The following is a 26,836-nucleotide window of genomic DNA, read 5'->3' as shown; positions in this document are numbered from 1 at the left end:
TTGGACGCGCTCTCACGGTGCTACACACGGATGGAGTTCTCGCGCTGCCGCCGCCGCGGACACCTCGTCACCACAGGAGGCATGCATGAGAATCCGCGAAGGTCTGCTGCTCGGCACCGCGATGGCCGTGGGTCTGGCGTTGACACCGGGTACGGCCGCCGCCGTCGAGCGCGACCTGGCGACGAACCTGGCCGTGCCCTGGGACATCGCGTTCCTGCCGGACGGGACGTCGCTGGTGACCGAACGCGGCTCGGCCCGCGTGCTGTCGGTCGACAACGGGACGACGCGCGAGGTCGCCCGCATCCCCGATGTCTCGGCGCAGGGTGAAGGAGGTCTGCTGGGCATCGCCGTCTCGCCGAACTACGCCACCGACCGGTACCTGTTCGTCTACTACACGTCCAGTTCGGACAACCGGATCGCCCGGTTCCGCATCGGCGAGACACCGCAGCCGATCGTGACCGGCATCCCGCGTGGACAGACGATCCACAACGGTGGCGGTCTGTCGTTCGGACCGGACGGACTGCTCTACGCGGGCACCGGCGACGCGGGCAACACCGCCAACGCGCAGAACCCGAACTCGCTGGGCGGCAAGGTCCTGCGCATGACGATGGACGGCAGGCCCGCACCGGACAACCCGAACTCGTCGCTGGTCTACAGCCTGGGGCACCGCAACGTCCAGGGCCTGGCCTGGGACAGCGCGGGCCGGATGTACGCGGCAGAGCTGGGACAGAGCCGGCTCGACGAGGTCAACCGCATCCAGCGCGGCGGCAACTACGGCTGGCCGACCTGCGAAGGTCCCTGCAACGACGCCAGGTTCGTGAACCCGCTGCTGACCTGGTCGACCGCGGTGGCCTCGCCGAGCGGCCTCGCGTTCCACCAGGGCAGCCTCTACATGGCGGCGTTGCGCGGCCAGCGGCTGTGGAAGATCCCGGTCAACGCCGACGGGGGTGTCGGCCAGCCGCAGGCGTTGTTCTCCGGCAGGTACGGCCGCCTGCGTGCGGTCGCCTCGGCACCGGACGGCACGTTGTGGTTCTCGACGTCGAACCGCGACGGGAAGGGCAGCCCCGGCTCCATGGACGACCGAGTCGTCAGCACGACGGGTTGACGAGGATGGTCCTCCGCCTCGGCGCACTGCCGAGGCGGAGGACCACTCCTGGAGAGCCTGTCTCAGCTCTCCGCCTTAGAGGGCTGCTCGTCACCGAGCCCCGGAGGCGCCGAACCACCGGCGAGCGGCACGGTCGAAGCCTTCCCGGTCGGGGACGCGATCGCCGACCCAGGCGACGATCCCGTCGGGCCGGACCAGCACGGCGCCCAGACCGAGGTCGTCCACGGCGGGACCCGCGGCATACCGCACGTCGGCGTCCCAGCCCGAATCCCTCAGACACCCGTCGGCACTGAAGTCGAGGACGACACCTCGCCCGTCCTGCATCAGGTCGGCCAGGCGGGAGCCGTCCTCCAGGCGGAAGTCCGGGGCGCTGCGCCCGACCAGCGGGTGCTCGTCGCCGAGGTCGTAGCGGGTCGTCGCGCCCGTCATCTTCCGGACCACGTAGTTGGTGCCGTCCCTGGTCGCGAGCAGGTCCCTGACGACGGCCTGGATCGCCTGGGCGTGCGGGTCCGGCCGCATGGTCGCCACCTGGGCGCGGGTCCAGTCGAGCGCCTGGGCGCCGACCGGACGGCGTTCGCCGTCGTAGGTGTCGAGCAGGCCTTCCGGCGCACTTCCACGCACGGTCGCGGCGAGCTTCCAGCCCAGGTTCACGGCGTCGCCGAGGCCGGTGTTGAGGCCCTGCCCGCCGAGCGGCGACATGATGTGCGCGGCGTCTCCCGCGAGCAGGACGCGTCCTCGCCGATAGGTCGTCGCCTGCCTGGCCCTGTCGGTGAAGCTGGAGGCGAACCGGACGTCGGTCACCGTCACGTCGATGCCGGACACGCGGCGCAGCACGGCCTGGAGGTGGTCGCGGGTCAGCTCCTGGGACCGGTCGAACGCGCCGCCGTCGAAGTCCATCATGCCGATGTGCCCAGGCGTGGGCATGTTGATGTACATGCCCTCCGGCGTCAGCGTGAAGCCGGGGTCGAGCCGCTCTTCGTTCGTGATGGTCGCCAGCATCACGTAGCCGGTGAACGTCGGCTCGGTGCCGTCGAAGCCGAAGCCCGCGAGGGTACGCACGGCGCTGCGCCCGCCGTCGCAGCCCACGACCCAGCGCGCCGCGTACTCCTGTTCGCCGTCGCTCACGACGACGGTCCTGTCGTCCTGGGTGATGGCGGAAACCTCGGCGCCGTAACGGATTTCCACGCCGAGCTTGACGGCTCGCTCGGACAGCACCGTCTCGACGGTGCCGAGGTCGGTCATCACGAACTCCGGTGTCGAGCTGGGCAACCCGAACGGCTGCGGGCCGGTGTCGAGGTTGGCCGCGTCGAGCATGATGCCGGCGAAATGACCCACCGCCCGCCGCCGTGGCCCGGCGAGGGCGGCGGGATCGCCCGCCGTCGCCAGCAACGGCTCCAGCATCCCGCGGCGGTCCAGCACCTCGATGGACCTGGTGAACAGGCCTCGCACCCCGAGAGGCGCCGTCCGCCACGGCGAGCCGGGCGCCGGTTCCCGTTCGAGCACGAGGACCGAACGCCCCGCGAGGCCGAGCTCGCCGGCGAGCAGGAGACCGACAGGGCCCGCGCCCACGATCACTACGTCATGCATGAGAAATCCCCTTCTGCCACCGGATCTCCGGCGACCGGCCAAGACTGCGGCCGGCCGCTGGCAGGGGACGCACATCGCGCTGGCATCGCGCGCACACCGGCTGTCAGAAGGGAATCGTCGCCAGCACGAGCGACCGATGAACGGCGCATTCGTCCACGCCGACGCCGCCCAGGCCGTGCGGTTCGGTGATCCGGCCGCGGCGGAACAGGCGCTGCGCGACGAGATGGGCCGACCGGTCAGGCGTTCGGTGCGCTCACGCCGCGGTAGGCCGCGGTCTGGCTGTAGACGATGCTCGTCGTGGTGCTGCCGAACGCCATCAGCTCGTCCACCACCTTCTCCAGGTGCGGCATCGAAGTGGCGGCGACCTTGAGGGTGTAGCAGTCCTCACCCGTGGTGCGCAGGCATTCGAGGATCTCGGTGCGTTCGGCCATCAGCCGGTGCAGTGGCTGGTGCTGGTTGCCGGGGTACTTCAGCCGCACGACGGCGAGAACGCCGTAGCCGACCTTGCCGAGATCCACGGTGGCTCGGTAGCCGGTGATGACTCCGGTGCTCTCCAGCCGCTTGACGCGTTCGGTCGTGGCCGACGCGCTGAGGTTGACCCGGCGGCCGAGCTCGGTGAGCGGCACCCTGCCGTCCTGCTGCAGCTCGGCGAGGATGGCCCAGTCGGTCGCGTCCAGGGTCTCGGTCATCCGCCGAAGCTACCGTGGAATCCACGGCGTCCGGGCCCGGATGCCGTGAACGATCTCTTCTGTCACAGGCGTTCGGGCTCATAGTCTTGATCACGTGTTGATCGGTGTGAACGTCCCGAACTTCGGCCCCGGCACCAGCCCCGGCGTACTGCGCGACTGGGCGCGGACGGTGGAGGGCCTCGGCTTCGACATGCTGCTGATGTCCGACCATGTCGTGGTGACGCCCGATGTGGCCCAGCAGTACCCGGCACCGTTCTACGAGCCGTTCACCGCGCTGTCGTGGCTTGCCGGCGTCACCGAGCGGATCACCCTCGGCACGACGGTGCTGATCGCGCCCTACCGCCATCCTCTGCTGGTCGCGCGGATGGCGGCCAACCTGGCCGACCTGAGCGGCGGCCGGTTCGTGCTCGGCGTCGGGATCGGGTGGGCGCGCGAGGAGTTCGCGGCGCTCGGGGTTCCGTTCGAGCGCCGGGGAAAGCTGACCGACGAGCTGATCACGACGGTGCGCGAGGCGTGGCAGGACGAGGGTTACCGCGCGGGGGACATCCCGATCTGGGTGGGCGGTCACAGCGACGGCGCGCTGCGCCGCGTGGTCCGGCTCGCGGACGCCTGGCACCCGCTGCGGCAGACCCCGGCGGGATGGCGGGAAGCGTTGGCACGACTGGAAGTCCTCGCCGCCGCCGAGAACCGGCCGCGGCCCTTGCCTGCGCCGCGCGTCATGCTGAGGCTGACCGCCGAGCCGCTCGAGAACCGGCGGCTCGGCGAGGGCACGCTGGACCAGGTCGTGGCGGACCTGGAAGGACTGCGCGCGGACGGAGCGCACGCGGTGGTGCTCGACCCGTTCGTCGGCGATCCGGAGGAGACGCGGCATCCGGAGGTCGCCTGGCACGCGTTGGCCGCGGTGCGAAAGGATTTCCGGTGAACGAAGAACATCTGCGGCGGGCGATCGCGCTGGCGGCCGAGGCGCGGGCGGGCGGCAACCCGCCGTTCGGGTCGCTGCTCGTCGGGCCGGACGGCACCGTGCTCGCCGAGGAACGCAACTCCTCCCTGACCGACGACGACATCACCGCCCACCCCGAGCTGAAGCTGGCGCGGTGGGCGGCGCGGTCGCTGGACCCGGCCACGGCCGCCGGGACCACGATGTACACGAGCTGCGAACCGTGCCAGATGTGCTCGGGTGCCTTGGCGCGGTCGGGCATCGGGCACGTGGTGTTCGCACTTTCCGGTGATCAGTTGAACGGGTTGAAGACGTCGGGAGGGTTCGCGGCCGTCCCGACCGACGGGCCGCACCTCTACGACGAGGCGAAGGAACCGGTCGAGGGTTACTACCCCTGAGCCGCTGGGGAGGTCACGCGTTGCAGCGTGGTCCGCAGCACGGTCAGCAGCGCGTCGCGGACCGACACCTTCACGCGGGCGTCGAACGTGATCAGCGGGACGTGGTCGCCGATGGCCAGTGCCCAGCGGATGTCCGCCACGGCGTGGCTCAGCCTGCCCTCGAACAGGTTGACGGCGACGACGAACGGCAGGCCCGCCTTCTCGAAGTAGTCGACGGCCGGATAGCACTCGTCGATGCGCCGGGTGTCGACGATCACGAGCGCGCCCAGCGCGCCGAGCACCAGATCTCGCCACATGAAGCCGAAGCGGTCCTGGCCGGGTGTGCCGAACAGGTACAGCTTGATGTCGTCGTCGATCGTGATGCAGCCGAAGTCCAGTGCCACGGTGGTGGTGGTCTTGTCGGGGACGTGGGCGGTGCGGTCCACGTCGTCGGACGCCGTGGTGATGGCCGCCTCGGTGCGCAGCGGGGTGATTTCGGAGATGGACGACACGGCAGTCGTCTTCCCGACCCCGAAACCGCCCGCGATGATGATCTTGACCGGTGTCGGGGTGCGGGATTCAGCTGATTGCTTCAAGGCGGCGGATGATCCTCTCGATCATGGCGGGGTCGCCGGCGAGGCCGGCGGCCGGACGGTGGACGACGACGTACCCGAGCGCCGCGAGGTCCGCCACGAGAACCCGGGCCACACCGATGTGCAGCCCGAGGATCGCGGCGACCTCCGCCACCGACATGGTCTTCGTGCACAGCGCCACGATGTCGCGGCGCTCGAACGACAGGCTCGCGTGGGACGCCGCGCCGAGCTCGGTGGTGAGCACCTGGGCCTCGATCTCGAGGTTGCGGTCGATCGGCCCCGCCCGTCCCGACGTGAGCAGGTACGGCCGCAGCAGCGAGACCTCGCGGTCCTGCATGTCCTTACCGCCCGACCGTGAACTTGAGTTCCTCGATCACCTGCGGGGTGAGCACGGCGCTGGCGCGGTTGGCGAACATCGCCATCTCGTAGCCGATCGTGCCGAGACCGGCCTGTTTGGACGCCAGCACGCCGAGCGCGCAGCCGATGCTGATGGTGGAGACGATCAGGTAGCCGTGCCCCAGCTCGACGATGACCTTGTCCGGCCCGCCGAGCGGGTGGCAGTCCGAGACGCCGCCCGCGAGGCTCAGCATGGCCGAGGTGATCGCCGCCAGCCGATCGGCGTTCTCCCGCACCAGATCCGTCGACATCGCGATGAGCAGACCGTCGGACGACACCGCGATCGCGGCCAGTGCGCCGGGGGTGGCTTGCGCGAACCGGGTCACGAGCCAGTTGAAGTTCTGTGCCTCGACGCTCGTCCGTGCGGCGGGAAGCGCGCTCATTCAGTGCCTTCTCTCGTGGGTTGCGTGCCTGCTCCGGCGGCGGCGCCCAGTGCCAGACCGTCCGCGAACGCGTCGAGCGCGGCTCGTTCGGCGGCGGGGTCGCGGTCCTGCCAGGAGGCGGTGTTCTCGGCAGCCGGCGCGGCCGGCTTCGCGGTCGTGCCGGTGCTGGTGCGCAGGCTCGGGGCGAGGTTGGCGCCCGGCACCCGCCGGGTCAGCCCCGCGCGTCCCGCCTGCTCCGGTGCCATCGCGGGCGGTGGTGGGGCGGGCTGCGGCTGGACCGCCACCCGCGCGATGGCCGACGACACCAGCGTGATCTCCGCGGTCAGCTCGCCCGCCAGGTGCTCGGGCTCGTCGCTCACGACGGGCAACGTCGTGGTCTGGTCGCTCATGACCGGCAACGTCGTGGTCGGCTCGTCCATGAACCAGCCGAACACCCTGCCGTCCAGCGGTGCCGGTGGCGCGGGCGCCAGCAGCGACGACCGCGAAGGCCGGTCGTCCTGCCTCAGCAGCCGGGACGGCACCATCACCCGCGCGGTGACGCCGCCGCCCTCGGTCGGGAGCAGGTCGACGGCGAGGGAATGCCGGCGCGCCAGCCGGCCCACCACGAACAGACCCAGCACGCTGGTCGGCGTGATGTCCAGCCGTTCGCGGTCCACCAGGCGCAGGTTCTCCTCGGCGAGCCTGGCCTCGGTCATCCCGATGCCGTGGTCGACGATCTTCACGACGCAGGAGCCGTCGGCCGCGCGTGCCGTGCCGACCTCCACAGTGGACTCCGGTGGCGAGAACGAGGTCGCGTTGTCCAGCAGTTCCGCGAACAACAGGATCAGGTCCGAGCCGAGCGAGGACGGCATCGTGATCTTGCTGACGGAGCCGAGCCGGACCCGTTGGTAGTCCTCGATCTCCGCCAGCGCCGAACGCAGGACGGTGCCGAGCTCCATCGGGCCGGACAGCTTGCCGTCCTCGCGGGCGCCCGCGATCACGAGCAGGTTGTCGGCGGTGCGCCGCAACCGGGTGGAGAGGTGGTCGAGCTGGTACAGGCTGGCGAGCAGCCGCTCGTTCTGCTCGTCGCGCTCCAGCTCGTCGACGAGCGCGAGCTGCCTGCTGACGAGGCTCTGCGTGCGCTTGGCGACGTTGGCGAACATCAGGCTCACGTTCTGCCGCGTGACCGCCTGCCGTTCCACGAGCTGCGCCGCGGTGCCCTGCACGCGGTTGAACGCCTCGGCGAGCCTGCCGAGCTCGTTGCCCGACGACACCTCGATCTCGCGCAGCAGCGGCACCTGCTCGTCCGCCGTCTCGGTGTCGGAGACGCGCACCAGCTCGCGGCCGGCGAGATCGGCCACCGCGCCCGCCGCGTCGGTGAGGTTGCGCAACGGGTTCGCGATCGAGCGGCGGACGACGATCACGAGCCACACGACCAGGACGAACAGCGCGGCACCGCCCGCGCCGACGGTCCACGCGACGACGGTGGCGCTGGTCGCCCGCGCCGAGGCCGCCGCGGCGATCTCGTCGGTGACCGTGTCCTGCGCGGCCTTGCGCAGCTCGGCCTGCGCGGTCACCGCGGTCAGCGCTTCCGCCGCGAACGCCGGGTTCGGCTGGCCGGGCAGCCGGGTGGCGAGCTCGCCGACCCTGCGCGCCTCCGGTCCTTCCTCCACCGTCACGACCAGTGCGGCGTGCTCCGCGTCGGCCTGCTGCACGAACCGCTCCGTGAACGCGTCCGCCTGCATCACGGCGTCGTTCAGCAGATCCTGCCCGGTCTGCCTCCTCGTCGCGGCGATGATCAGGCCGGTGTCGCGCAGGGAGTGCTGCTCGGTGGCACGCAGCAGCGCTTCGAGCGCGGTGAGCTGCCTCGTGCCCTCCGCGTCGCCGGTCGGCTGCGGAACGAGGCGCAGCGAGTCGATGATCGCGCTGATCGTGGCGTGGTACGTCCGCGCGACGCCGTCGGACGAGGCGCCGCCGCGCAGGGCGTTCTGCCGCAGCCCGGTCAGCGAACCCAGGCGCACCAACGCGTTCGTGAGCTCGTCGGACATGGTCGACCCGAGTGCGGCACGCACGTCCTCGACCGCCTTGTCCACGTTGCCGTGCTGGCGCTTGAGGTTCTCGCCGTCACCCGTGGGCGCGGCGAGGTGCGCGGCCGTGAGCACGCGTTCCTTCTGCAGTTCCCAGATGAGGCCGCCCAGTTCGCGCACCTGCCGTGCGGACGTCGCGGTGCCCGAGGCCGATCCCGCGTCCCCGGCCTGGCCGAGGAGGAACGGCACGGCCACGAGGACCGCCGCGACCAGCGGAGGCACGATCAGCAGGTTGAGCTTGCGGCCGATGGAGTGCCCGTGGAGTCTCACGCGGTCACCCCACCGCGGTGCTGGGCGCGGACCATGTCCTCAATGGACGCCCGCAGTTCGAGGAACGCCGGTGAGCGCTTGGTCGCGAGGCTGCGATCCTCCGCGAGCGGGATGCGGAGGTCGGCGGCGACCCGGCCGGGCTCGCTCGCGAGCACGACGACCCTGGTGCCCAGGAACACGGCCTCCTCGACGTCGTGGGTGACCATGAGCACGGTGGTGCCCGTGTCGCGCCAGATCTGCCTGATCAACAGCTGCATGTCCTCCTTGGTCTGCACGTCGAGCGCGCCGAACGGCTCGTCGAGCAGCAGCACGGCCGGTTCGCAGACCAGGGCCCTCGCGATCGCGACGCGTTGCTGCTGGCCGCCGGACAGCTGGCGCGGCAGCGACCGTCGGACCTCCGCGAGGCCGGTCTCGGCGAGGTACCAGTCGACCCGGCGGCTGCGTTCGGCCGCGTCGAGCCCGAGCAGCTCGAGTCCAAAAGCGACATTGCGCTCCACCGTGCGCCACGGGTAGAGCGATCCGGCCTGGAAGACCAGCCCGCGGTCCGGTCCAGGGCCGGTGATCGGGTGGCCCTCGATGGTGATCTGGCCGCTGGTCGGCATCGTGAGACCGGCGACCAGAGACAGCAGGGTCGACTTCCCGGAGCCGCTCGCGCCCACGACGCAGAGGAACTCGCGCGGGGACACCGTGAGGTTCACGCTGTCGAGTGCGCGCTTCTCCTTGCCGCGCAGGCGGTAGTCCATGGAGACGTCGACGAGTTCCAGCGTCACGCGGCCCACCGCCCCACCCGAGTACGCACCAGGCGCAGGGCCACGTCGATCGTCACGCCGATGACGCCGATCACGACGAGCACCGCGAAGATCTTGTCCGTCTGCAGGAAGCGTTGCGCGCGAACGATCCGGTAGCCGAGCCCTGCCGTGGAGTTGACCAGCTCCGCCACCACCACGAAGTTCCACGCCGCCGCCGCGTTGACCCGGATGGCGTCGATGATGCCGGGCAACGAGTGCGGTACCACGACCTTGCGCAGCACCTCGCCGCGGTGGGCGCCGAGCGTGTAGGAGACGTCGATGAGCGCGCGCGGCACACCCCGAACGACGTCGGCGGTCATCAGCGTGTTGAAGAAGACCGTGCCGATGAACAGGATGGCGATCTTGGAGGGTTCGCCGAGCCCGAGCCAGATGATGAGCAACGGGATGAACGCGCTCGCCGGCAGATACCGCAGCAGCCCGATCACGGGCTCGAACGCCGCCTGCCCCGCGTGGAAGGTGCCCATCAGGATGCCGAGCGGCACCGACACCACCACGGCGAGCCCGAAGCCTTCCAGCACCCGCCGGGTCGTCGTCCACGCGTCGACCGCGAGCTCGCCCGATCTCGCCATCTCCCAGCCGACGGACAGCACGGCGCCCGGCGACGGCAGGAACGTGGCGGGCACGGCGCCGGTCGCGCTCAGCACCACCCAGCAGGCGAACGGCACGGCCAGCGATCCGACGGTGAGGATGGTCGTGGTTCGGCGGGAGAGCGGTGTGCGGATGGCGAGCACCGTGCGCTGCGGGCGGGTTCGGCGCGGCAGTGGAGGCCACGCGGCGCGGACGTCCGCCGCGCGTTCGGCCAGAGCGGCCTTCAACTCCGCACCGCCTTGACGAACCTGTCGTCGAACAGCCCGTCCAGCGACGGCCGTTTCTGCGTGAGCCCGGTGTTCACCATGAAGTCCGCGATCTGACCGGCCTGGTGGTTGAGGTGCGTGGGCGTGACGCCCGGCGTGAAAGCGTCGATGTTCTGCTGCAACGTGAAGATGGTCGTGCCCGCGTCGTAGGTCCGGTAGTCGGCCACGCTCACGCCGCCGCGCCTGGCCATGATCTCGACGGCCTTGTCGTTGTTCTGCTTGATCCAGTCGAGCGTGTCGAACCAGGTGTTCACCAACGCCTGCGCCGCCTGCTGGCGGTTCTTCGCGAACTCGCGGGACACCACGAGGTGGTCGGGGATGGCACCGGGGAACTCGGCGGAGGTCGCGATGGCACGGCTGCCCGCGCGTTGCAGCGCGGTGGTGGTGAAGGGCGCGAAGGCACCGACCGCGTCGACCTTGCCCGCGACGAACGCCGCCGCCGCCGCGTCGGTGGCGAGCGGCACGAGCTCGATGTCCTTCTGCGACAGACCGGCTTCGGTGAGTGCGAGCAGCAGCAGGTAGTGGTCGACGGTGCCCTGCTCGACGGCGACCTTCTTGCCCTTCAGGTCCGCGATGCCCGAGATGCCTTCACGGGCGATCACCTGGTCGTTGCCCGTGGAGTTGTCGTTGACGAGCACTATCGTCTGCTGCGCGCCACCGCTGACCGACGCGAGCGTGTCGTTGAGTGTCTGGCTGTTGGCGTCGATCGCGCCGCTCGACAACGCGTTGAGGCTGTCGGTGTAGCTGTCGAAGTACTTGAGCTCGACGTCGATTCCGTTGCGGCGGAAGAGCTCCTGCTCCTGCGCGACCTGCCACGGGAACCAGCCGGGCCACGCGCTCAACCCGAGCGTGATCTTGCCGGCGGACGCCGGGGTCGATGTGCATGCCGTGGCGCACAGCAGAACGAGTGCGATGAGGAAACGGCTGATGCAGCGGGAAGTCAAACCGAACTCCAATGAGATTCTGTTGTGTGGAAGGGCTTTCAGCCCGCGTGGCGAGGGAGGTGGCCCGCGCGGACGAGGCAGCCGAGGGTGTCGCAGATGACCCTGGTGGCGATCAACGACGTGATCTCCGCCTGGTCGTACGGGGGAGAGCACTCGACGACCTCGATGCCGGCGAGCGGCTGCGCGGCGACCAGCTGGATGAACTTGAGCACCTCGCGGGGCAGGAACCCGCCGGGTTCCGGCCAGCCGGTGCCGGGCACGAACGCCGCGTCGAGGCAGTCGACGTCGAAGCTGAGCCAGACGGCTTCCGCGCCGTCCCAAGCCACGTCCAGCGCCCGGTGCGCGGCGGCCTCGATGCCCATCTCCACGCAGTCGGTCACCGTCATGATCGTCGTGCCGCGCTCGCGCCCGACCTGCACGCCGGGGCGAGGCGCCTGCCAGCCGCCGATGCCGATCTGGACGAGGTTGCGCGCCGGCACGTTCGGGATGTCCGTCGCGTGGAACCACGGCGTCGTGTGCATCCGCTCGTCGAGATCGGTTTCCTGGGTGTCGACGTGCCGGTCGAAGTGGATGATGCCGAGATTTCCGCGCAGGTGCCCGGAAACACCGCGCACGGTGGGATAGCCGATCGAGTGGTCGCCCCCGAGCACCACCGGAAAGGCGCCCGACGCGTACACGTGCCCGACCGCCTTGCTGATCTGGTCGAACGTCTTCTCGATGTTGCCGGGAATGGTGAACACGTCGCCGACGTCCGCGATCGTGATGGACTCGCGGAGGTCCACGCCGAGCTCGAAGTTGTAGGGGCCGTACAGCGCGGAGATCTTGCGGATGCCCTGTGGCCCGAACCGGGTGCCCGGCCGGTAGGTGGTGCCCCCGTCGAAGGGTGCGCCGAGCACGACCACGTCGTACTCGCCGCACATGCGGACGTCCTCCACGAACGGCGCCTTGAGGAACGTGTCGATGCCCGCGAAGTGCGGCAGCTCGCCGCGGGAGAACGTCGGGATGCGTCTGTCCACAATGGAGTCTGCTGCGGGGAGTCCCAGTTCGAGGCCGCGGCCGACCTCGCGTTCCCAGCCGGTCGTCGGCAGCACGGCCTCGCGTTCGACGGCACTGCGGGCTTCCGGGCCGTAATTGTCGTGCAACGGTTGGCCGCCGGGCTCAGTCATCGGTGTCCGCACGCTTCCTCTGCGCATTCTTGATGTACCGAAATGCGGAGGTCCCCGAAAACTCCATGCATTTTCTCATGCACCTGGACGAAAGCTGTTGATCCAGGACCGAATTGAGATTCCAAGCCTAGCGGTGTGCGCAACCCCTTCTGGTCCCGAGCGGGGTTGTCGAATGGGGCAACGACTTTCGGCACCTGGGGTTTCCGTTGTGCTGCGCGTCGCCGTGGCCTGCGGCGTTGAGGTGTAAATGGTCCAAGCCAATGACGTTCCACTTCGCCGGATTACGATGTTTGGGGCCAACCGGGTGATTTGACGAGGCGTCCGCTGGGAACGTTGTCATTGATCTTCCGCAGAACAGGGCAATTGACTGACTGCGAGGTGCGGGTCTACGTTGTAACTAGTTGCATGTAACTAGTTACATCAACGGATCGCGGAGGTGCGGGATGCGGATCATCGTGGTGGGTGCCGGCGTCTACGGCGCGGCGGTGGCGGCGGCGCTCGTGCGGCGCGGAGCGACGGTGACGGTCGTCGACGCCGGTGCGCCGGGCTCGGGAACGTCTGGGGCGTCGTTCTCGTGGGTCAACTCGCGCGACAAGCGGCCGCTCGTCTACCACGAGCTCAACGTCGCGGGAATGGCGGCGCACCAACGGTTGGCGGCCGAGTTCCCGCCCGGCGACTGGTACCACGGTGGCGGCGGCATCGAGTGGACCACCGACGAGGCAGGGCTGAGCGCGAAGGTCGACGGTCTCGTCGCGCTCGGCTACGAGGCCACGTTGCTGACCCGTGCCGAGGCGCTGGACCTGGAACCGGGCGTCGCCGCGGACCGGCTCCCGGCCGACGGCATCGCCTACTACCCCGACGAGGGATGGGTCGAGCCGACGCGGTTGATAGCGCATCTGCTGTCGAGGGAGGTCGACGTGGTGGCGGGCGACGCCGTGATCGGGCTGGACCTGAGTGGCGAGGCCGTGCGGGCCGTGCGGCTGGAGTCCGGCCGGGTGCTCACCGCGGACGCCGTCGTGAACTGCGCGGGGCCGAAGGCGGCCGAGGTCGCCGCGATGGCCGGGCTTGCGTTGCCGATGCGCAACCTGCCGTGCGTGCTCGTGTACACGTCTCCTGTAGCGGTGCCGTTGTCGAGGGTGGTGCACGCGCCGGACGTCCACATGAGACCAGAGGGTGACGGCCGGATCCTGTTGCACTCCAGCGAGGTCGACCGGGGCGGCCAGGAGGCGGTGGACGAGCTGGTGCGGGCCGCCACGTCGCTCTGCCCCGGCATTCGGGCGGCGAAGGTCGAGAGCGTGCGCACGGGGGAGCGGCCGATCCCCGGCGACGGATTGCCTGTCCTGGGGCGGGTGGCCGACCTGCCCAACTACTTCTTCGCCGTGTCGCACAGCGGAGTGACGTTGTGCCTGCACGCGGGCGAGCTCGTCGCCGCCGAGGTGCTCGGCGAGGACTCCGACGACGCGCTGGCGGCGTTCCGCTTCGAGCGGTTCGAGCGATGACGACGATCGTGCGCGGCGGCGACCTGGTCGACGGCCGGGGCACCGAACCGCGGCGCGGCGTCGACGTCGTCATCGAGGGCGACGCGGTCCGCGAGATCGTCGAGCCGGGCAACGGTGCCTACCCGTCGGCGGAAGTCGTTGACGCGCAAGGAATGCTGGTGATCCCCGGCCTGATCAACAACCACACGCACGGCACGGCGTACGGGCCGCTGTTCCCGAGCGGCCACGAACCGTTGCCGCACCGGCAGGTGAACGCGAACCTCGACCGGCATCTGCTGGAGGGCACGACGACGGTGCTCTGCGTCGACGGGTTCATCACCGCGGAAGCCGTTGCCAGGACTGACGAAGCGCATCCGGTCAACGTGAAAGCGGCCTCCTGCAACGTACCCGCGTGCCTGGAGGCGGCGAGGATCACCGACGGTGGCGGCCTCACCGACGCCGACAGGGCGTTCACCGCGCGTCAGGCCGTTGCCGAAGGAGCGGTGGCGCTGGGCGAGATCGGCTCGGGGCACACGCTCGGCGGCGGCGGGGCGAGCTACCTGTACATCCCTCAGGAGATCGCGCGGCGCACAGGTGTCCGAGTGACCAGGTCGCAGGCGAACGAGTTGAAGGTCGCGGTGCTGGGCAGGCACATCAGCACCGCGGCGTTCGACCGCGACGCGGTGGAGCAGGCGTTGGAGAGTGCCGGGCTGGCCGGGCTGCTGTCCGTCGACGACGCCCGCGAGATCGTGTCCGGTGTGGTGCTGCCCGCGTTCGACGTCGCGCTGCGCGGTCTGTCCGAAGCGGCGGACCAGGCCAGGGAACTGGACGTCCCGGTGCTCGTGCACAACGCTGCCGCGTCGATGACGCAGGTCGCCGCGATCGCGAGGACGGACGTGCGGCTGGTCGCCGGGCACTCCAACCACCCGAGCTTCACGACGCGGGAGGCGCTGGAGCACGCGGAGTGGCTGAAGGAACGGGGAGTGGTCATCGATGTGTCCATTTTGGACACGTTCCGGGGTGGGCGGCCGGACCTCACCCCCGACCTGCTCTTCGCCCTGTTCGAGGCGGGCCTGGTGGACACGATCTCGACCGACTACGCGGCCGGCCACCACGACCCGATCCTGCTGGCGATCGACCGCGCGACCAAGGCGGGCGTGGTCGGCCTGCCCGCCGCGATCGCGATGGCCACGTCCGCGGTCGCCGACACGTTCCCCGGACTCGCGCCCCGGCGTGGCCGGATCGTGCCGGGGGCGGTCGCGGACCTGGTGGTGACCGACCCGGCGGCGCTGGACAATGTCCGGGTCGTCATGATCAACGGCAGGATCGTCGTGCGGGAAGGCAGGCTGGTCGCGGATGAAGCGAGTGACGATCGGTGACGTCGCCGTGCACGCGGGAGTGTCGACGGCGACGGTCTCCCGAGTGCTGAACGGCGGCCTCGTCGCCGAGTCGACCGCCGCGAAGGTGTGGGCGTCCGCCGAAAGCCTCGGCTACAGCCCGAACGCGCTCACGAAGAGCATCTTCGCCGGCCGGTCGAGCACGATCGGCGTGATCATCCGCGACCTGAGCAGTCCGTTCTACCTGGACCTGATCCGGGGTGTCGACGAGGTGGCCGCGGCCAACGACAGTCCGGTCATGCTGGCCAACACCTACCGCCGCACCGACCGGGAAGCCGCCCAGGTGCGGGCGATGGACCAGCACCGGGTGCGCGGCCTGATCACCACCGCCGACGAGACCGCCGACGACCACGCACGGCGGATGGCGGAGAACGGCACACCGTGCGTGATCGTCGCGCGCACCGCCCCAGGGCTGCACTCGGTGAGCCTCGACGACGTCGCGGCCGGGAGGTTGATGGCAGCGCACCTGACGGACTGCGGCCGGTCGCGGGTGGGAGTCGTGAGCGGCAGCCATCGGCCGACTCAGGTCAAGCGCGTGGAAGGACTGCGGCAGGGCCTCGCCGAGAGCGGTCTGCCGCAGCCGCAGGAGGTCCTCGTGGAGAACGAGGACGAGGTGGATGCCGCTGTCGGCTCGTTGCTGCACCGTGTTGACGCCGTGGTGTGCACGACCGGCCGGCTGACCGCGGCCGTCCACGCGGCACTGACCGCTCGGGATCTCAAGATGCCCGACGACGTCGGTTTCCTGACCGTGGACGACTTCCCGTGGGCGAGCACGCTCGGGATCAGCGTGGTCGCCCAGCCGTCGTACGAGATGGGGCGCAGGGCCGCGGAGCTCGTCGTCGAGGAGCCCACGGCACCGGAGCGGATCGTCTTCCAACCCAGCTTGATCGCCCGCGGATCGTGCGGGTGAGTCAGCCGACCTCGTCGATGAAGGACGTTCCCGCGGCGGCGTGCGGGCCGTAGCGCTCCCACTCCTCGCGCAACCGCAGGCGGCCTTCTGCCGTGAACTCGGGTGTGTTCACGGTGTGCCCGCAGATCACCTCGCCGTTCGTGAGCACCATCGTGTATCCCATGTGGAGGGTGCCGTCCGGGGCGCGCGTCCCGGCGATCGAGCCGCGGCGGACGGTGCCACCGGCGAAGTCGGCCCAGACGAGGTCGCCTTCCTGGTGGTACTCGGCGACGGTGTGCGGGTCGCTGTCGGGCTTGCGGAACTTGCGGCCGTTGTAGTCGATCACGCCAGGTACTCCTCGGCCATCACGCCGTCCCACCAGATCGCGTAGTACGAGAAGTCCTCGTCGTTCGGGTTGAGGACGTGGTGGTCGACGTCGCCGGGCATCAGCATCAGGTCACCCGCCGCGATCACGTGGGTGCGTTCGCCCACGACCACCTCGGCACGTCCCGCCATCGCGATGAACAGCTCCTGCTCGCGGTGCTGGTGCGTGTCGGTGCGGTCGCCTGGGCGCAGGACGCACCAGGCGCCGCGGAACGGTGTGGCCAGGCCGGGCCACGGGTGCAGCAGCCTGAGGTCGAGCCCGTGTTCGCGGACGAGGTTCTCCGGCTCGCGCCTGCGGAAGTCCACGTGGTCTGTCGGCATCCCCAACTCCGATCGACGTTCGACGACGAGGCGGAGCGTAGGTTCGCGGGTTTCCCCGCCGACAGGGGCGGCTTTCCCTTTTGTATCAGGAACTACCGCCCCAGTCCCGCGTCGCGGGCGAGGACGATCGCCTGGGCGCGGTCCGCCACACCGAGCTTCGCGAAGATCGAGGACACCCGGTTGCTGATGGTCTTCGAGGCGAGCGCGAACTCCCGCGCGATGGCGACGTTCGACCGGCCGGCCGCGATCCTGTCGAGGACCTCCCGCTCCTTGCCGGTGAGTTGGGGGAACGGGTACGGCGGTTGTCCCGCCACCGGGTGCATGAGGGTGCCGAAGCGGGCGGCGATGGTCTTGCCGATGAGGAACTCGCCCGCCGCGACGGCCTGGATGCCGCGCACGATCTGGGCGGGGTCCGCGTTCTTCAACAAATAGCCGCGCGCGCCCGCCCGAATCGCGGCGAGGACGGTCGCGTCACAATCAAGCGCGCTGAAGACCAGGATGCCCGTTTCGGGGCATGCGCGCGTTATTTGCTCCACTAATAGGCAGTTTCCGGCTCCCACGGTGTCGACGTCGATGACGAGGACGTCGGGTTGGCACCGCATTGTCTCCGCGAGAACGTCCGAAGAAGTAGAAGCTTCACCTACAACGGAAACGCCGTCCACGCGTTCGAGCACGGAACGCACGCCGTGCCTGATGGCTGGCTGCGTGTCGGCCAGCACCACCGTGACTGTCGCAGGTCTGTGCAGGACCGCGATGTCGTGGCCGCGGCGCAGGCTTGGTAGGGCCGCGTGTTCCACCTGAGTCATCTGACTCCCCCGAAAATAGCTGTACGTGTCATTCCACAGCGGTCACCTGATCTCCCCCAAAGAGCGGCACCGGCCGTAGGGTATATCGCCTCATCGGGGTAAGTCGCGATCTCGAAAACGCGGTTTTCACTCGTTCGGCCCAACGTGATCCCTGGGGCCGATGACGACCGGAGTAGCGGCGTGACTGCGTTCGGCTCGTCCGTTCGGCGAAGCGGTCCAACGAGGCGGCGCAACGGGTGACACCCGGTGAGCGCCGCGCATGATCACTGTCGGTGACCCGGTTCCGTACTTCTTTGCCCCGTAAGGGAATCGGCATTGCCCATGCGGTCGGGAACAGTTCCCCTACCTGTGGGGAAGTGCCGCTACCTAGCCTCTGGAACGCCACTCGGGGACGAACAGAGGGGGACGTGTGACTGTCCAAGACGTGGGCGTACTGGCGATCGGCGCGGGCCCGGCGAACCTCGCCCTCGCGGTCGCGATCGAGGAGTCGGGTGCGCGGGAGCTCGCGGGCGACACGCTCGTGCTGGAGCAGCACGAGGACGTCAGGTGGCAGCGCGGCACGCTGATGCCGTGGGCGCGCAGCCAGGTGTCGTTCATCAAGGACCTCGTGACGTTGCGCAACCCGCGCAGCCGGTTCTCGTTCCTGAGCTTCCTGCACGACCAGGGCAGGCTCGACGAGTTCGTCAACCTCGGCACGTTCCACCCGTACCGGTGGGAGATGTCCGACTACCTGCAGTGGGTCGCGTCCTCTTTGGACCGCGTCGGCGTCCGCTACGACGCCCGCGCCGCGCGGATCGATCCCGTCCGGCAGGACGGTGTGATCACCGGCTGGACCGTGACGCTCGCCAACGGCGACGTGATCCGGTGCCGTGACCTGGTCGTCGGCGGCGGCCGCGACCCGCACGTGCCCGCGGTGTTCGCCGGCCTGCCCGCGGACAAGGTCGTGCACAGCTCGCAGTACCTCGACCGCATCGGTGACGTGCCGAAGGACCGGCCACTGCACGCCGTCGTGGTCGGTGGCGCGCAGAGCGCCGCGGAGATGTTCTACGCGCTGCACTCCGACCTGCCCGACAGCCAGGTCACCTGGCTGGTGCGGTCGATCGGCCCGCAGAACTACCAGACCAGCAAGTTCATCAACGAGGCGTTCTTCCCGTCCTACGTGGACGAGTTCTACGACACGCCGGAGGAGGTGCGCGCGCAGATCCTCGACGAGATGCGGTTCGCGAACTACGCGGGCCTCGCGCCGCCGTTCCTCGACGAGCTCTACACGATGCTGTACCAGCAGAAGATGCTGGGACCGCGGCGTTCCAGCGTCCGGTCGATGACCGAGGTGGTCAACGCCCGGCAGGACGGCGACGAGATCGTGCTCGACCTGCACGACCGGAAGACCGGCAAGGTCGAGCCGGTGCGCTGCGACCTCGTGGTGCTCGGGACCGGCTACGACCAGCGGATGCCCGCGATGGCACGCGATCTCGCCGACCGGCTCGGGCTGGACGACATCGCCGTCAGCCGCTGCTACCGCGTCGACATCGGTGACGCGGCGTGGGGCGCGTTGTACCTGCAGGGCGTCAACGAGAAGACGCACGGCATGTCCGACTCGCTGATCAGCGTCCTCGCGCACCGTTCGCAGGACATCGTGAACGACCTGCTCGCCCGTCGTACCGCTGAGCTGAGGAGTGCCTGATGCTTCTGGTGATCGCTCCAGGCCCGACCGCGAACGGCGACCTGCACCTGGGCCACCTCGCCGGCCCCTTCCTGGCCGCCGACATCTGCACGCGGTACGCCCGTGCCGCCGGGTGCGACGTGCTGTTCGGCACCGGCATCCACTCGACGCAGAACTACATCGTCACCACCGCCCGCCGCCTCGGCGTCCGGCCGGAGGACCTGCGGGAGAAGTCGGCGAGCGAGGTCGATGCGTCGCTCGCGGCGATGGGCATCGAGCCGGACGGGTTCGTGCGGTTCGACGAGCGGTACGTCAAGACGGTCGTCACGTTCTTCGACCGCCTGCACAGCGCGGGCAAACTGCGGTTGCGCGCAGTCGAGTTCCCGTACTCGCCGCGGACCGGGGAGTTCCTCACCGACGCGTACGTGCGCGGTGGTTGCCCGGTGTGCCTGAGCGACGGCTGTGCCGGGCTGTGCGAGGGCTGCGGCCACTGGATCGCCTCCGGCGAGCTCGTGGACCCGCGGTCCACATTGGACCCGGACGACCCGGTCGAGCTGCGCTCGGCGGAGGTGCTGGTCCTGCCGGTCGAGGAGTACCGGGCGGGACTGGAGGAGTTCTTCGCGCGGCACGCGCCGACGTTGCGGCCGCGGCTCGCGCGGATGATCGAGGAGATGCTGGCGCGGCCGTTGCCGGACTACCCGATCACGCTGCCCATCTCCTGGGGCATCCCCGCGCCGTTCCCCGAGGTCGCCGGCCAGGTGTTCTACTCGGACACCGAGACGATCACGTGGAGCGTCCACGCGTCCGCGCTCGCCGCGCAGCGTCGAGGCGAGGTGCTGGAGAGCGACGACCAGCTGTGGTTCGGTGACACGGAGATCGTGTACTTCTTCGGCTCCGACGCGGGGTTCGCGTTCGCCGTCGCCGGTGTCGCGATGCTGCTCGCCCTCGAGGAGTACGTGCTGCCGGAGCAGTTCGTCACCAACGAGTTCTACGAGCTGGAGAACGACAAGTTCTCGACCAGCCGCGGCCACCTCGTCACCGGCCAGGAGCTGCTCGGACAGGGTGTCCCGCGCGACGTCGTCCGGTTCTACCTCGCCTCGACCAGCCCGGAGTTCCAGCGCACGAACTTCACCCGCGCCGCGATGGCGGAGGTGACGTCGTCGCGCCTGGTCGCGCCGTGGAACCGGATCGCGGCCAGGGTCAACGCGCTGGCGCCGGCTCCGCTGCCGGTCTCGGAGCGCTCCCGCGTCGCCGCACGGCTGATGGCCGAACGCTTCGCCGGCGCCTACGACGTGCGTCGGTTCAGCGTCACGGCGGCGGCGTTCACGCTCACCGAGCAGCTCGCCCGCCTGGACTCCTTCCCGCTCACGGCCGGGAACGCGGGCGACTTCTGCCACGAGGTCGACGTGTTCCTGCGCTGCGCCGCGCCGATCCTCACCGACCTCGCCGCCTCGGCGCTGCCGGACACCGCGATCCCGGCGACGTTCGACACTGTGCGGTTCACGCCTCGGCGGCTGCCGGAACTTCCCGAGTGATGGCCAGGATCGTCATCGTCGGGGCGGGCGTCACCGGCCTCGTGACAGCGGTGGAGTGCGCGCTCGCCGGCCACCGCGTGACCGTGCTCGACCGCGGCAGCATCCCCAGTCCGGTGTCCACGTCGTTCGACCAGCACCGCGCGCTCCGGACGTTCGTCCCGGACGACGTGGACGCCACCCTCGGCCGCGTCGCCGCGCACCGGCGGTGGCTGGAGCTGGAGTCGTTGCTGGACACCAGGTTCTACCGCCGGGTCGGCGTCGTCACGGCCTGGCCGCGCGCTCAGGCCGCGGTGATGGCCGGGCAGGCGATGGCGTGGGGGCTGCCCGTCGAGACGCTGGAGCCGGAGAAGCTGCCGCACCTGGTGTTCGCTCGGGACGCGGTGGGCGTGCTGGAGGTCGACGCCGGGGTGTTGCTCGCGACGCGAGTGCTGGTCGCGGCCGTGCGCTGGCTGATCGAGCACCCGCTGGTGTCGTTGCGGCCCAACAGCCGCGTCACCGCCGTCGGAACCGGCCGCGTCTCCGTCGAGGGCGGCGTCACGGTACGGGCGGACCTGGTGCTGGTCGCCGAGGGCCCGTGGACCGCAGAGCTGGTCGGCGTCCCGGTGCGGCTGCACCGCCAGACGATGGTGTACCTGCGGCCTCCCGAGCCGCTGATGCGCTGGTGGGAGAACGCACCCGGTGCCGGCGGGCTCGGCGACGACGGCCGGGCCTGGCTGCTGCCGCCCGGTGACGGCACCCTGCTGAAGATCAGCTCGAACGCCGTCTGCCGGGAGGTCGAGTCCGTCGACAGCGTCGAGCTCTACCAGGACTGGGCCGACCAGCTGCTCGCCGCGTCCATCGTGTCCGATGTGGACCGATACACCGTGGTCGCGGTGAAGCACTGCCACTACGCCGCCGACGCGGTCACGGGTGGCGCCCAGCTCACGGAGGTGGCGCCGGCCGTCTGGGCACGCGCGGCCTGCGGGGGCTCGGGATTCGCTTCGGCGCCGCTGGTGGCCGCGCGCATCGTGGGAGCTCTCGGTGCGCTCGGGGAGGCGGCGTGATGTCCGGTTCCGGTTCGGTCAACGCTCCTGAGGAGTCAGCCTGATGGCAGAGAAGACCGGGGTGATCGCCACGTTGCGGGCGACCCCCACCCCCGTGCGCTACCTCCTCGGCGGCGTACTGATCAACCAGCTCGGCGCGTTCGTCCAGACGTTCATCCTGCTGTACCTGACCTTCCGCGGCGACGCGATCGGCGTGGCGGGCCTGTGCCTCGCCGCGTACAGCGTCGGGGCGATCTTCGGCACGTTGCTAGGCGGCGAGCTCACGCACCGGCTCGGGCCGCGCACGACGATCACGCTGGCCATGCTGGCGTCCGCGCCGCTGGTGTCGTCGATCCCGTTCGTGGCCAAGACGCCGGTGGTGCTGTTCCTGGTCGTGGGCCTCGCGGGGCTCGTGACGCAGGCGTACCGGCCCGCCGCGGCAGTGCTGCTCAGCGACCTGATGCCGGAAGAGCACCAGGTGATGGCGTTCTCGATGATGCGCATCGCGCTGAACACCGGCGCCGCTCTCGCCCCGCTGATCGCCGCCGGGCTGATTCTCGTCGACTGGGACCTGCTGTTCTACGTCGACGGCGCCACCGCGCTGATCTACGCGCTGCTGGCGTACTCGCTGCTGCCGCGGGTGGAGGCGCCGGAGGAGGACGAAGAGAAGTCCACCGTGGACTCGCGCACCGCGTACTCGACGATGCTGCGGGACGGCAAGTACCTCGCCTACCTCGCGGCGGTGTTCCTCGGCACGATCGCGTACGCGCAGTCCGTCACGGCGCTGCCGCTGGAGATCGTCGCGGACAAGTACCCGACCGGCCTCTACAGCGCGGTGCTGACGATCTCGTCGGTCGTGCTCATCACGTGCGAGCTGAAGATCACGGCGTACATCGTCAGGATCCCGGTGCACGTCGCCGTGCTCGCCGGGCACCTGGTGAACTCGTTCGGCTTCGCCCTCTACGCCCTCGCCGTGCACTCCGGGACGTTCGTGATCCTGGGTGCCGTGTTCGCGGTGAGCGGCCTGATGATCGCCGGGCCGAGCATGTTCGCGCACCCGGCGAAGTTCCCGGCGGCGTACAAGTCGCGTTACATCGGCACGATGCAGGCCGTGGTCGGGTTGGCGTGCGCGATCGGGCCGTTGTTCGGCGTGTTCACGTTCAACTCGCTCGGTGGCGCGTTCTGGATCGTCATCGCGCTGGTCAACGGGGTCGCCGGGCTGCTCGCCGTGTACGGCGTCCGCGTGGTGAAGGAGCCGGCAGAGGCAGGTGTGGCATGAAGCCCGTCATCGTCGTCGGGTTCGTCGGTGTCACGCTCGGCCTGATCGCCGAGTTCCAGCCGGACGACTCGCTGATCTACGTCGAGGAACCGGACGTGGTGCGCAAGCGGCACGTACGTGAGCAGATCGAAGGCGTCGGGTTCGCCCGCGGCCTGATCGAGTGGGAGTACCTCACGCCGGGCAAGGCCGACGAGTTCTTCCACACCCACCGCGATCTCGACCCCGCGGCGATCATCCCCGCGATCGAGTACGCGACACCGTTCGCCGCGCGGCTCGCCGAGCGCTACGGGTTGCCGGGGGCGACGCTCGGGGCGGCGCAGATCATGCGGGACAAGGCGTTGCTACGGCAGGTCACCGCGTCCGCCGGCATCCGGAATCCGGCGAGCGTGCGGGTGACGAGCCCGGCTGACGTCCTGGCGTTCATGCAGGACCGGCCGATAGTGCTCAAGCCGTCCAACCGCCAGGCCTCCGTGGGCACCCAGGTGATCCGCTACCCCGACGACATCGAGCAGGCCTGGGCGCACTGCACCGCGCAGGACGAGGGCATCTTCGTCCCCGACCGCCCGATGGAGCTCTCCATGCTCGCCGAGGAGTTCGTCGAGGGCGAGGAGTTCAGCGTCGAGACGCTGGTGCAGAACGGGAAACCGTTGTGGGCCAACGTCACCGGCAAGCAGCTCGTCCCCGGCCCGCGCCCGGTCGAGCTCGCGCACGTCGTGCCCGCGGACATCCCGCCCGAGCTGGACGACCTGCTGAAACAGGACACCGCGCTGGTGATCGACGCGACCGGGTTCCGCGACGGCATCGTGCACTGCGAGTGGATCGTCGCGGGCGGCGTCCCGCACCTCGTCGAGTGTGCGGGCAGGCTCGCGGGAGACGGCATTCTGGACGTCGTCCAGCTCGCGTACCCGGTCGAGCTGCTGCGCTGCTACTACGCCGTGCTCAAGGGCGAGGACCCGCCGAGCGACCTGCCGGCCCGGGCGAAGTCCGGTGCAGCCGTGCGGTTCCTGACGATCGAGCCCGGTGTCGTCGAGAGCGTCGAGGGCGTGGACGAGGCGCGGCGGCTCGACGGAGTGCACCTGCTGCAGGTGACGGTCGCGCCGGGGGAGAGGTTCGACGGCCTGCGCAGCTCGTGGGACCGCGCGGGCATCGTCATGGCCACCGGCGACACGTCCGCGGAAGCGTTGCGGCGCGCGGAAAACGCGGCGAACACCGTCCACATCGAAGTCCGGTAATTCCCGCTCGGTCGGGAACGGTTCCTCTTCTTCTCGGGGAACTTCGTTGTCTAGCTTGGTTTTCGGCTGCGAAACCATCGGAGGGGGCACTGTGACTGACCGAGAGGTTGGGGTACTGGCGATCGGCGCGGGACCGGCGAACCTGGCGCTCGCCGTCGCGATCGAGGAGTCCGAGTCGGACCTCGCCGAGAACACCCTTCTGCTGGAGCAGAGCCCGGACGTCAAGTGGCAGCGCAACCTGCTCATGCCGTGGGCGCGCAGCCAGGTCTCGTTCCTCAAGGACCTGGTGACGTTGCGCAACCCGCGCAGCCGCTTCTCGTTCCTCAACTTCCTGCACGACCAGGGGCGGCTCGACGAGTTCGTCAACCTCGGTACGTTCAGTCCGTTCCGCTGGGAGCTCTCGGACTACCTCCAGTGGGCGGCGAAGTCGTTGGAGCGCGTGCAGATCCGCTACGACTCCCGCGCGCAGAGCATCGAGCCGACGCGGTCGGGCGACGGGACGATCACCGGCTGGGAGGTGTCCCTTGTGGACGGTGGTCGGATCCGGTGCCGCGATCTCGTCGTCGGCGGTGGTCGTGACCCGCGCATCCCGGACGTGTTCGGCGAGCTGCCGGCCGAACGGATCGTGCACAGCGCCCAGTACCGCACCAGGATCGCGCAGATCCCGAAGGACAAGCCGGTGCGCGCCGTGGTCGTGGGTGGAGCGCAGAGCGCGGCGGAGATGTTCTACGCGCTGCACCAGAATCTGCCCGAGAGCCAGGTGACGATGGTCGTCCGGTCGATCGGGCTGCAGAACTACCAGCACAGCAAGTTCGTGAACGAGCTGTTCTACCCGTCGTTCGTCGACGAGTTCTACGACAGCCCGCCCGAGGTGCGCAAGCAGATCCTCGGCGAGATGCGGCTCACCAACTACGCCGGCCTCGCGCCGGAGTTCCTCGACCAGCTCTACACGATGCTGTACCAGCAGAAGACGCTCGGCCCGCAGCGCTCGTGGGTGCGGCCGATGACCGAGGTCGTCGCCGCCCGCGTGGAGAACGACGAGGTGGTCCTCGACCTGCGTGACCGCATGAGCGGCAAGGTCGAGCCGTTGCACAGTGACCTCGTGCTGCTGGGCACCGGCTACGACCCGCGCATGCCGTGGCTCGTCCGCGATCTCGCCGAACGGGCCGGCATCGACGAGATCACCGTCAACCGCAGCTACCGGGTCGACCTCGGCGACTCCGCGTGGGGCGCCATGTACCTGCAGGGCGTGAACGAGGAGACGCACGGCATCGCCGACTCGCTGATCAGCGTCATCGCCCACCGCTCGCAGGACATCCTCACCGACCTGCTCACCCGCAGAACGGGAGCCACCGCATGAACCCCGCGATCCTCGTCATCGGCAGCGGACTCAAGGTCTACCGCGAGTACCTCGTCGCGCCGATCGCCCGCCGCGCCAAGGCGGCGGGCATCGACCTGGTCCTGATCAACAACCTCAAACCCACCTGGCAGCGCCAGTACTTCGACGAGATCATCGTCGCGAACGTCTTCGACTCGGACGTCATGGGCGAGGCCGCCAGGGCAGTCGTGGCCCGCCGCGCCGTCGTCGGGCTGATGTGCTGGGACGAACCCCTTGTCCTCGACGCGGGCCTGCTCGCCGCCGAGTTCGGCGTACCAGGCCTGTCCGCGGCGGGCGTGCGCGGCTGCCGCGACAAGGAACGCACCCGTGCCGTACTCACCGCCGCGGGCCTGCACCAGCCGGGTTTCGAGCTCACGACGACCGTCGAGCAGGCCCGTGCCGCGGCGGAACGCATCGGCTATCCGGTCGTGATCAAGCCCCGCGCGATGGGTGCCAGCATCGGAGTCGTCTTCGCCACCGACGAGTCCGAGCTCGACGAGGCGTTCCACACCGCCTTGTCGGCGAGCGAGGTCGACCCCGGCCCCTACCGGGCGAGTGCGATCGTCGAACGCTACGCGCCAGGCCAGGAGATCAGCGTCGACGGCGCTGTCCACAAAGGCGAGTACCTGCCGATGTTCGTGGCGCGCAAGCACTCCAGCGACCACCCGTACTTCGAGGAGGTCGGGCACGTGGTCGACGCGAACGACCCGCTGCTCGACGACCAGGACCTGATGCGGCACCTCGCGAAGGCCCACGAGGCGCTCGGCATCGAGAACGGCATCACGCACGCGGAGGTGCGGCTGACCGACCGCGGCCCGCTGATCATCGAGATCAACGGCAGGCTGGGCGGCGACCTCATCCCGTTCCTGGGCCGCACCGCCACCGGCATCGAACCCGGCGAGGTGCTGTTCGACGTCACGACCGGGCAGCGGCCGGACATCACGCCGAAGCACCGCCGCGTCGCGGGCATCCGGTTCGGCTACCCGGCAGAGGACTGCCTGCTGAAGTCGATCGAGGTGCCCGCCGAGGCGCCCGGCCTGGTCGCGGCCTCGCCGATGTGCGAGCCCGGCACGACGTTGCGGCTGCCTCCCGGCGGTTACCTGGCGCGGCACTCGTTCGTCGTGTGCGAGGCCGACGACACGCAGACGTGCCTCGACCGGCTGGAGACCGCCGCCGCCCTGGTGGAGCTGGAGACCGAACCGGTCGGGCCGGCCGATCCCGACGCGCCCTTCGCGATGCCCGCGGGGCTTCTGGACGTGGACGAGTGAGGAGCGAG

26 protein-coding genes are annotated in these 26,836 nt (G+C 69.9%); 13 read left to right on the top strand and 13 right to left on the bottom strand.

Annotated features, from left to right (window positions below; genetic code table 11):
- The first annotated feature begins 85 nt into the window (after positions 1-85).
- The gene (locus tag JOD27_RS12385) at positions 86-1,105 is read left to right on the top strand and encodes a PQQ-dependent sugar dehydrogenase (protein WP_204762324.1); all 1,020 of its coding nucleotides are present in this window, start codon (positions 86-88) and stop codon (positions 1,103-1,105) included.
- 90 nt (positions 1,106-1,195) lie between these two features.
- Here the strand turns inward: JOD27_RS12385 and JOD27_RS12380 are convergent, their stop codons facing one another.
- Together JOD27_RS12380 and JOD27_RS12375 are read right to left on the bottom strand one after the other, a co-directional pair.
- The gene (locus JOD27_RS12380; protein WP_204762323.1) at positions 1,196-2,692 is read right to left on the bottom strand and encodes an FAD-dependent oxidoreductase; all 1,497 of its coding nucleotides are present in this window, start codon (positions 2,690-2,692) and stop codon (positions 1,196-1,198) included.
- Between the two features lie 236 nt (positions 2,693-2,928).
- Positions 2,929-3,381 carry an Lrp/AsnC family transcriptional regulator gene (locus JOD27_RS12375; protein WP_204762322.1) on the bottom strand — a complete coding sequence of 151 codons (453 nt, stop codon included), beginning with the start codon at positions 3,379-3,381 and terminating at the stop codon, positions 2,929-2,931.
- 94 nt (positions 3,382-3,475) lie between these two features.
- Here JOD27_RS12375 and JOD27_RS12370 point away from each other — a divergent pair, with 94 nt between their 5' ends.
- Both JOD27_RS12370 and JOD27_RS12365 read left to right on the top strand, forming a co-directional pair.
- The gene (locus tag JOD27_RS12370) at positions 3,476-4,303 is read left to right on the top strand and encodes an LLM class flavin-dependent oxidoreductase (RefSeq protein ID WP_204762321.1); all 828 of its coding nucleotides are present in this window, start codon (positions 3,476-3,478) and stop codon (positions 4,301-4,303) included.
- Entirely contained in the window at positions 4,300-4,716 is a 417-nt protein-coding gene (locus tag JOD27_RS12365; protein WP_204762320.1) for a nucleoside deaminase, read from the top strand. The genes JOD27_RS12370 and JOD27_RS12365 overlap by 4 nt, the downstream gene beginning before the upstream one ends.
- Here the strand turns inward: JOD27_RS12365 and JOD27_RS12360 are convergent.
- From JOD27_RS12360 to JOD27_RS12325, 8 genes are read right to left on the bottom strand one after another with little or no spacing between them, the layout of a single operon-like run.
- Positions 4,707-5,291: a GTP-binding protein gene (locus JOD27_RS12360; protein WP_204762319.1), complete on the bottom strand. Its 585-nt coding sequence runs from the start codon at positions 5,289-5,291 to the stop codon at positions 4,707-4,709. The genes JOD27_RS12365 and JOD27_RS12360 overlap by 10 nt on opposite strands.
- A complete protein-coding gene (locus tag JOD27_RS12355; protein ID WP_204762318.1) occupies positions 5,275-5,625 on the bottom strand; it encodes a DUF742 domain-containing protein in 351 nt (116 codons plus the stop codon). The genes JOD27_RS12360 and JOD27_RS12355 overlap by 17 nt, the downstream gene beginning before the upstream one ends.
- A gap of 4 nt (positions 5,626-5,629) precedes the next feature.
- Entirely contained in the window at positions 5,630-6,067 is a 438-nt protein-coding gene (locus JOD27_RS12350; protein WP_204762317.1) for a roadblock/LC7 domain-containing protein, read from the bottom strand.
- Positions 6,064-8,403, bottom strand: coding sequence for a sensor histidine kinase (locus JOD27_RS12345; protein ID WP_307830098.1), 2,340 nt, complete (start codon positions 8,401-8,403; stop codon positions 6,064-6,066). The genes JOD27_RS12350 and JOD27_RS12345 overlap by 4 nt, the downstream gene beginning before the upstream one ends.
- Positions 8,400-9,173, bottom strand: a complete 774-nt coding sequence (locus JOD27_RS12340) for an ABC transporter ATP-binding protein (protein WP_204762316.1) — start codon at positions 9,171-9,173, stop codon at positions 8,400-8,402. Before JOD27_RS12340 ends, JOD27_RS12345 begins: the two co-directional genes overlap by 4 nt.
- Positions 9,170-10,027: an ABC transporter permease gene (locus tag JOD27_RS12335; protein WP_204762315.1), complete on the bottom strand. Its 858-nt coding sequence runs from the start codon at positions 10,025-10,027 to the stop codon at positions 9,170-9,172. The genes JOD27_RS12340 and JOD27_RS12335 overlap by 4 nt, the downstream gene beginning before the upstream one ends.
- A complete protein-coding gene (locus JOD27_RS12330; RefSeq protein ID WP_204762314.1) occupies positions 10,024-11,010 on the bottom strand; it encodes an ABC transporter substrate-binding protein in 987 nt (328 codons plus the stop codon). The genes JOD27_RS12335 and JOD27_RS12330 overlap by 4 nt, the downstream gene beginning before the upstream one ends.
- Positions 11,011-11,048: 38 nt before the next feature.
- On the bottom strand, positions 11,049-12,176 hold the full coding sequence (locus tag JOD27_RS12325; RefSeq protein ID WP_204762313.1) for an agmatinase family protein: 1,128 nt from the start codon (positions 12,174-12,176) through the stop codon (positions 11,049-11,051).
- A gap of 443 nt (positions 12,177-12,619) precedes the next feature.
- Between JOD27_RS12325 and JOD27_RS12320 the strand changes: the two genes are divergently transcribed.
- The 3 genes from JOD27_RS12320 to JOD27_RS12310 are packed head-to-tail and all read left to right on the top strand — an operon-like array spanning position 12,620 to position 15,961.
- On the top strand, positions 12,620-13,675 hold the full coding sequence (locus JOD27_RS12320; RefSeq protein ID WP_204762312.1) for an NAD(P)/FAD-dependent oxidoreductase: 1,056 nt from the start codon (positions 12,620-12,622) through the stop codon (positions 13,673-13,675).
- On the top strand, positions 13,672-15,033 hold the full coding sequence (locus tag JOD27_RS12315; protein ID WP_204762311.1) for an amidohydrolase family protein: 1,362 nt from the start codon (positions 13,672-13,674) through the stop codon (positions 15,031-15,033). The genes JOD27_RS12320 and JOD27_RS12315 overlap by 4 nt, the downstream gene beginning before the upstream one ends.
- Positions 15,011-15,961 (top strand): LacI family DNA-binding transcriptional regulator, encoded by a 951-nt coding sequence (locus JOD27_RS12310; RefSeq protein ID WP_204762310.1) that lies wholly within the window; start codon positions 15,011-15,013, stop codon positions 15,959-15,961. Before JOD27_RS12315 ends, JOD27_RS12310 begins: the two co-directional genes overlap by 23 nt.
- A gap of 1 nt (position 15,962) precedes the next feature.
- On the opposite strand, the gene JOD27_RS12305 is transcribed toward JOD27_RS12310, so the two are convergent.
- The 3 genes from JOD27_RS12305 to JOD27_RS12295 all read right to left on the bottom strand — a co-directional run bounded on the left by JOD27_RS12305 (position 15,963) and on the right by JOD27_RS12295 (position 17,451).
- A complete protein-coding gene (locus tag JOD27_RS12305) occupies positions 15,963-16,286 on the bottom strand; it encodes an avidin-fold protein (protein WP_204762309.1) in 324 nt (107 codons plus the stop codon).
- Positions 16,283-16,645: a cupin domain-containing protein gene (locus JOD27_RS12300; RefSeq protein ID WP_204762308.1), complete on the bottom strand. Its 363-nt coding sequence runs from the start codon at positions 16,643-16,645 to the stop codon at positions 16,283-16,285. Before JOD27_RS12300 ends, JOD27_RS12305 begins: the two co-directional genes overlap by 4 nt.
- Before the next feature lie 92 nt (positions 16,646-16,737).
- A complete protein-coding gene (locus JOD27_RS12295) occupies positions 16,738-17,451 on the bottom strand; it encodes a response regulator (RefSeq protein WP_204762307.1) in 714 nt (237 codons plus the stop codon).
- Between the two features lie 409 nt (positions 17,452-17,860).
- Here JOD27_RS12295 and JOD27_RS12290 point away from each other — a divergent pair, with 409 nt between their 5' ends.
- The 7 genes from JOD27_RS12290 (at position 17,861) to JOD27_RS12260 (ending at position 26,828) form a co-directional block, all read left to right on the top strand.
- Entirely contained in the window at positions 17,861-19,135 is a 1,275-nt protein-coding gene (locus tag JOD27_RS12290; RefSeq protein ID WP_307830097.1) for a lysine N(6)-hydroxylase/L-ornithine N(5)-oxygenase family protein, read from the top strand.
- Positions 19,135-20,649 carry a class I tRNA ligase family protein gene (locus JOD27_RS12285; protein ID WP_204762306.1) on the top strand — a complete coding sequence of 505 codons (1,515 nt, stop codon included), beginning with the start codon at positions 19,135-19,137 and terminating at the stop codon, positions 20,647-20,649. Before JOD27_RS12290 ends, JOD27_RS12285 begins: the two co-directional genes overlap by 1 nt.
- The gene (locus tag JOD27_RS12280) at positions 20,532-21,692 is read left to right on the top strand and encodes an NAD(P)/FAD-dependent oxidoreductase (protein ID WP_372441693.1); all 1,161 of its coding nucleotides are present in this window, start codon (positions 20,532-20,534) and stop codon (positions 21,690-21,692) included. Before JOD27_RS12285 ends, JOD27_RS12280 begins: the two co-directional genes overlap by 118 nt.
- Before the next feature lie 43 nt (positions 21,693-21,735).
- Positions 21,736-22,950, top strand: coding sequence for an MFS transporter (locus tag JOD27_RS12275; RefSeq protein WP_204762304.1), 1,215 nt, complete (start codon positions 21,736-21,738; stop codon positions 22,948-22,950).
- Positions 22,947-24,182: an ATP-grasp domain-containing protein gene (locus JOD27_RS12270; RefSeq protein ID WP_204762303.1), complete on the top strand. Its 1,236-nt coding sequence runs from the start codon at positions 22,947-22,949 to the stop codon at positions 24,180-24,182. Before JOD27_RS12275 ends, JOD27_RS12270 begins: the two co-directional genes overlap by 4 nt.
- A gap of 91 nt (positions 24,183-24,273) precedes the next feature.
- Positions 24,274-25,542 carry a lysine N(6)-hydroxylase/L-ornithine N(5)-oxygenase family protein gene (locus JOD27_RS12265; RefSeq protein ID WP_204762302.1) on the top strand — a complete coding sequence of 423 codons (1,269 nt, stop codon included), beginning with the start codon at positions 24,274-24,276 and terminating at the stop codon, positions 25,540-25,542.
- Positions 25,539-26,828: an ATP-grasp domain-containing protein gene (locus JOD27_RS12260; RefSeq protein WP_204762301.1), complete on the top strand. Its 1,290-nt coding sequence runs from the start codon at positions 25,539-25,541 to the stop codon at positions 26,826-26,828. The genes JOD27_RS12265 and JOD27_RS12260 overlap by 4 nt, the downstream gene beginning before the upstream one ends.
- Positions 26,829-26,836: the final 8 nt, after the last annotated feature.

The organism is Lentzea nigeriaca (assembly GCF_016907955.1).
In the GTDB taxonomy this organism is placed as follows: Bacteria; Actinomycetota; Actinomycetes; order Mycobacteriales; family Pseudonocardiaceae; genus Lentzea; species Lentzea nigeriaca.
The sequence above is the reverse complement of the archived record's forward strand: the minus strand, read 5'-3'. Positions and strand labels throughout refer to the sequence as shown.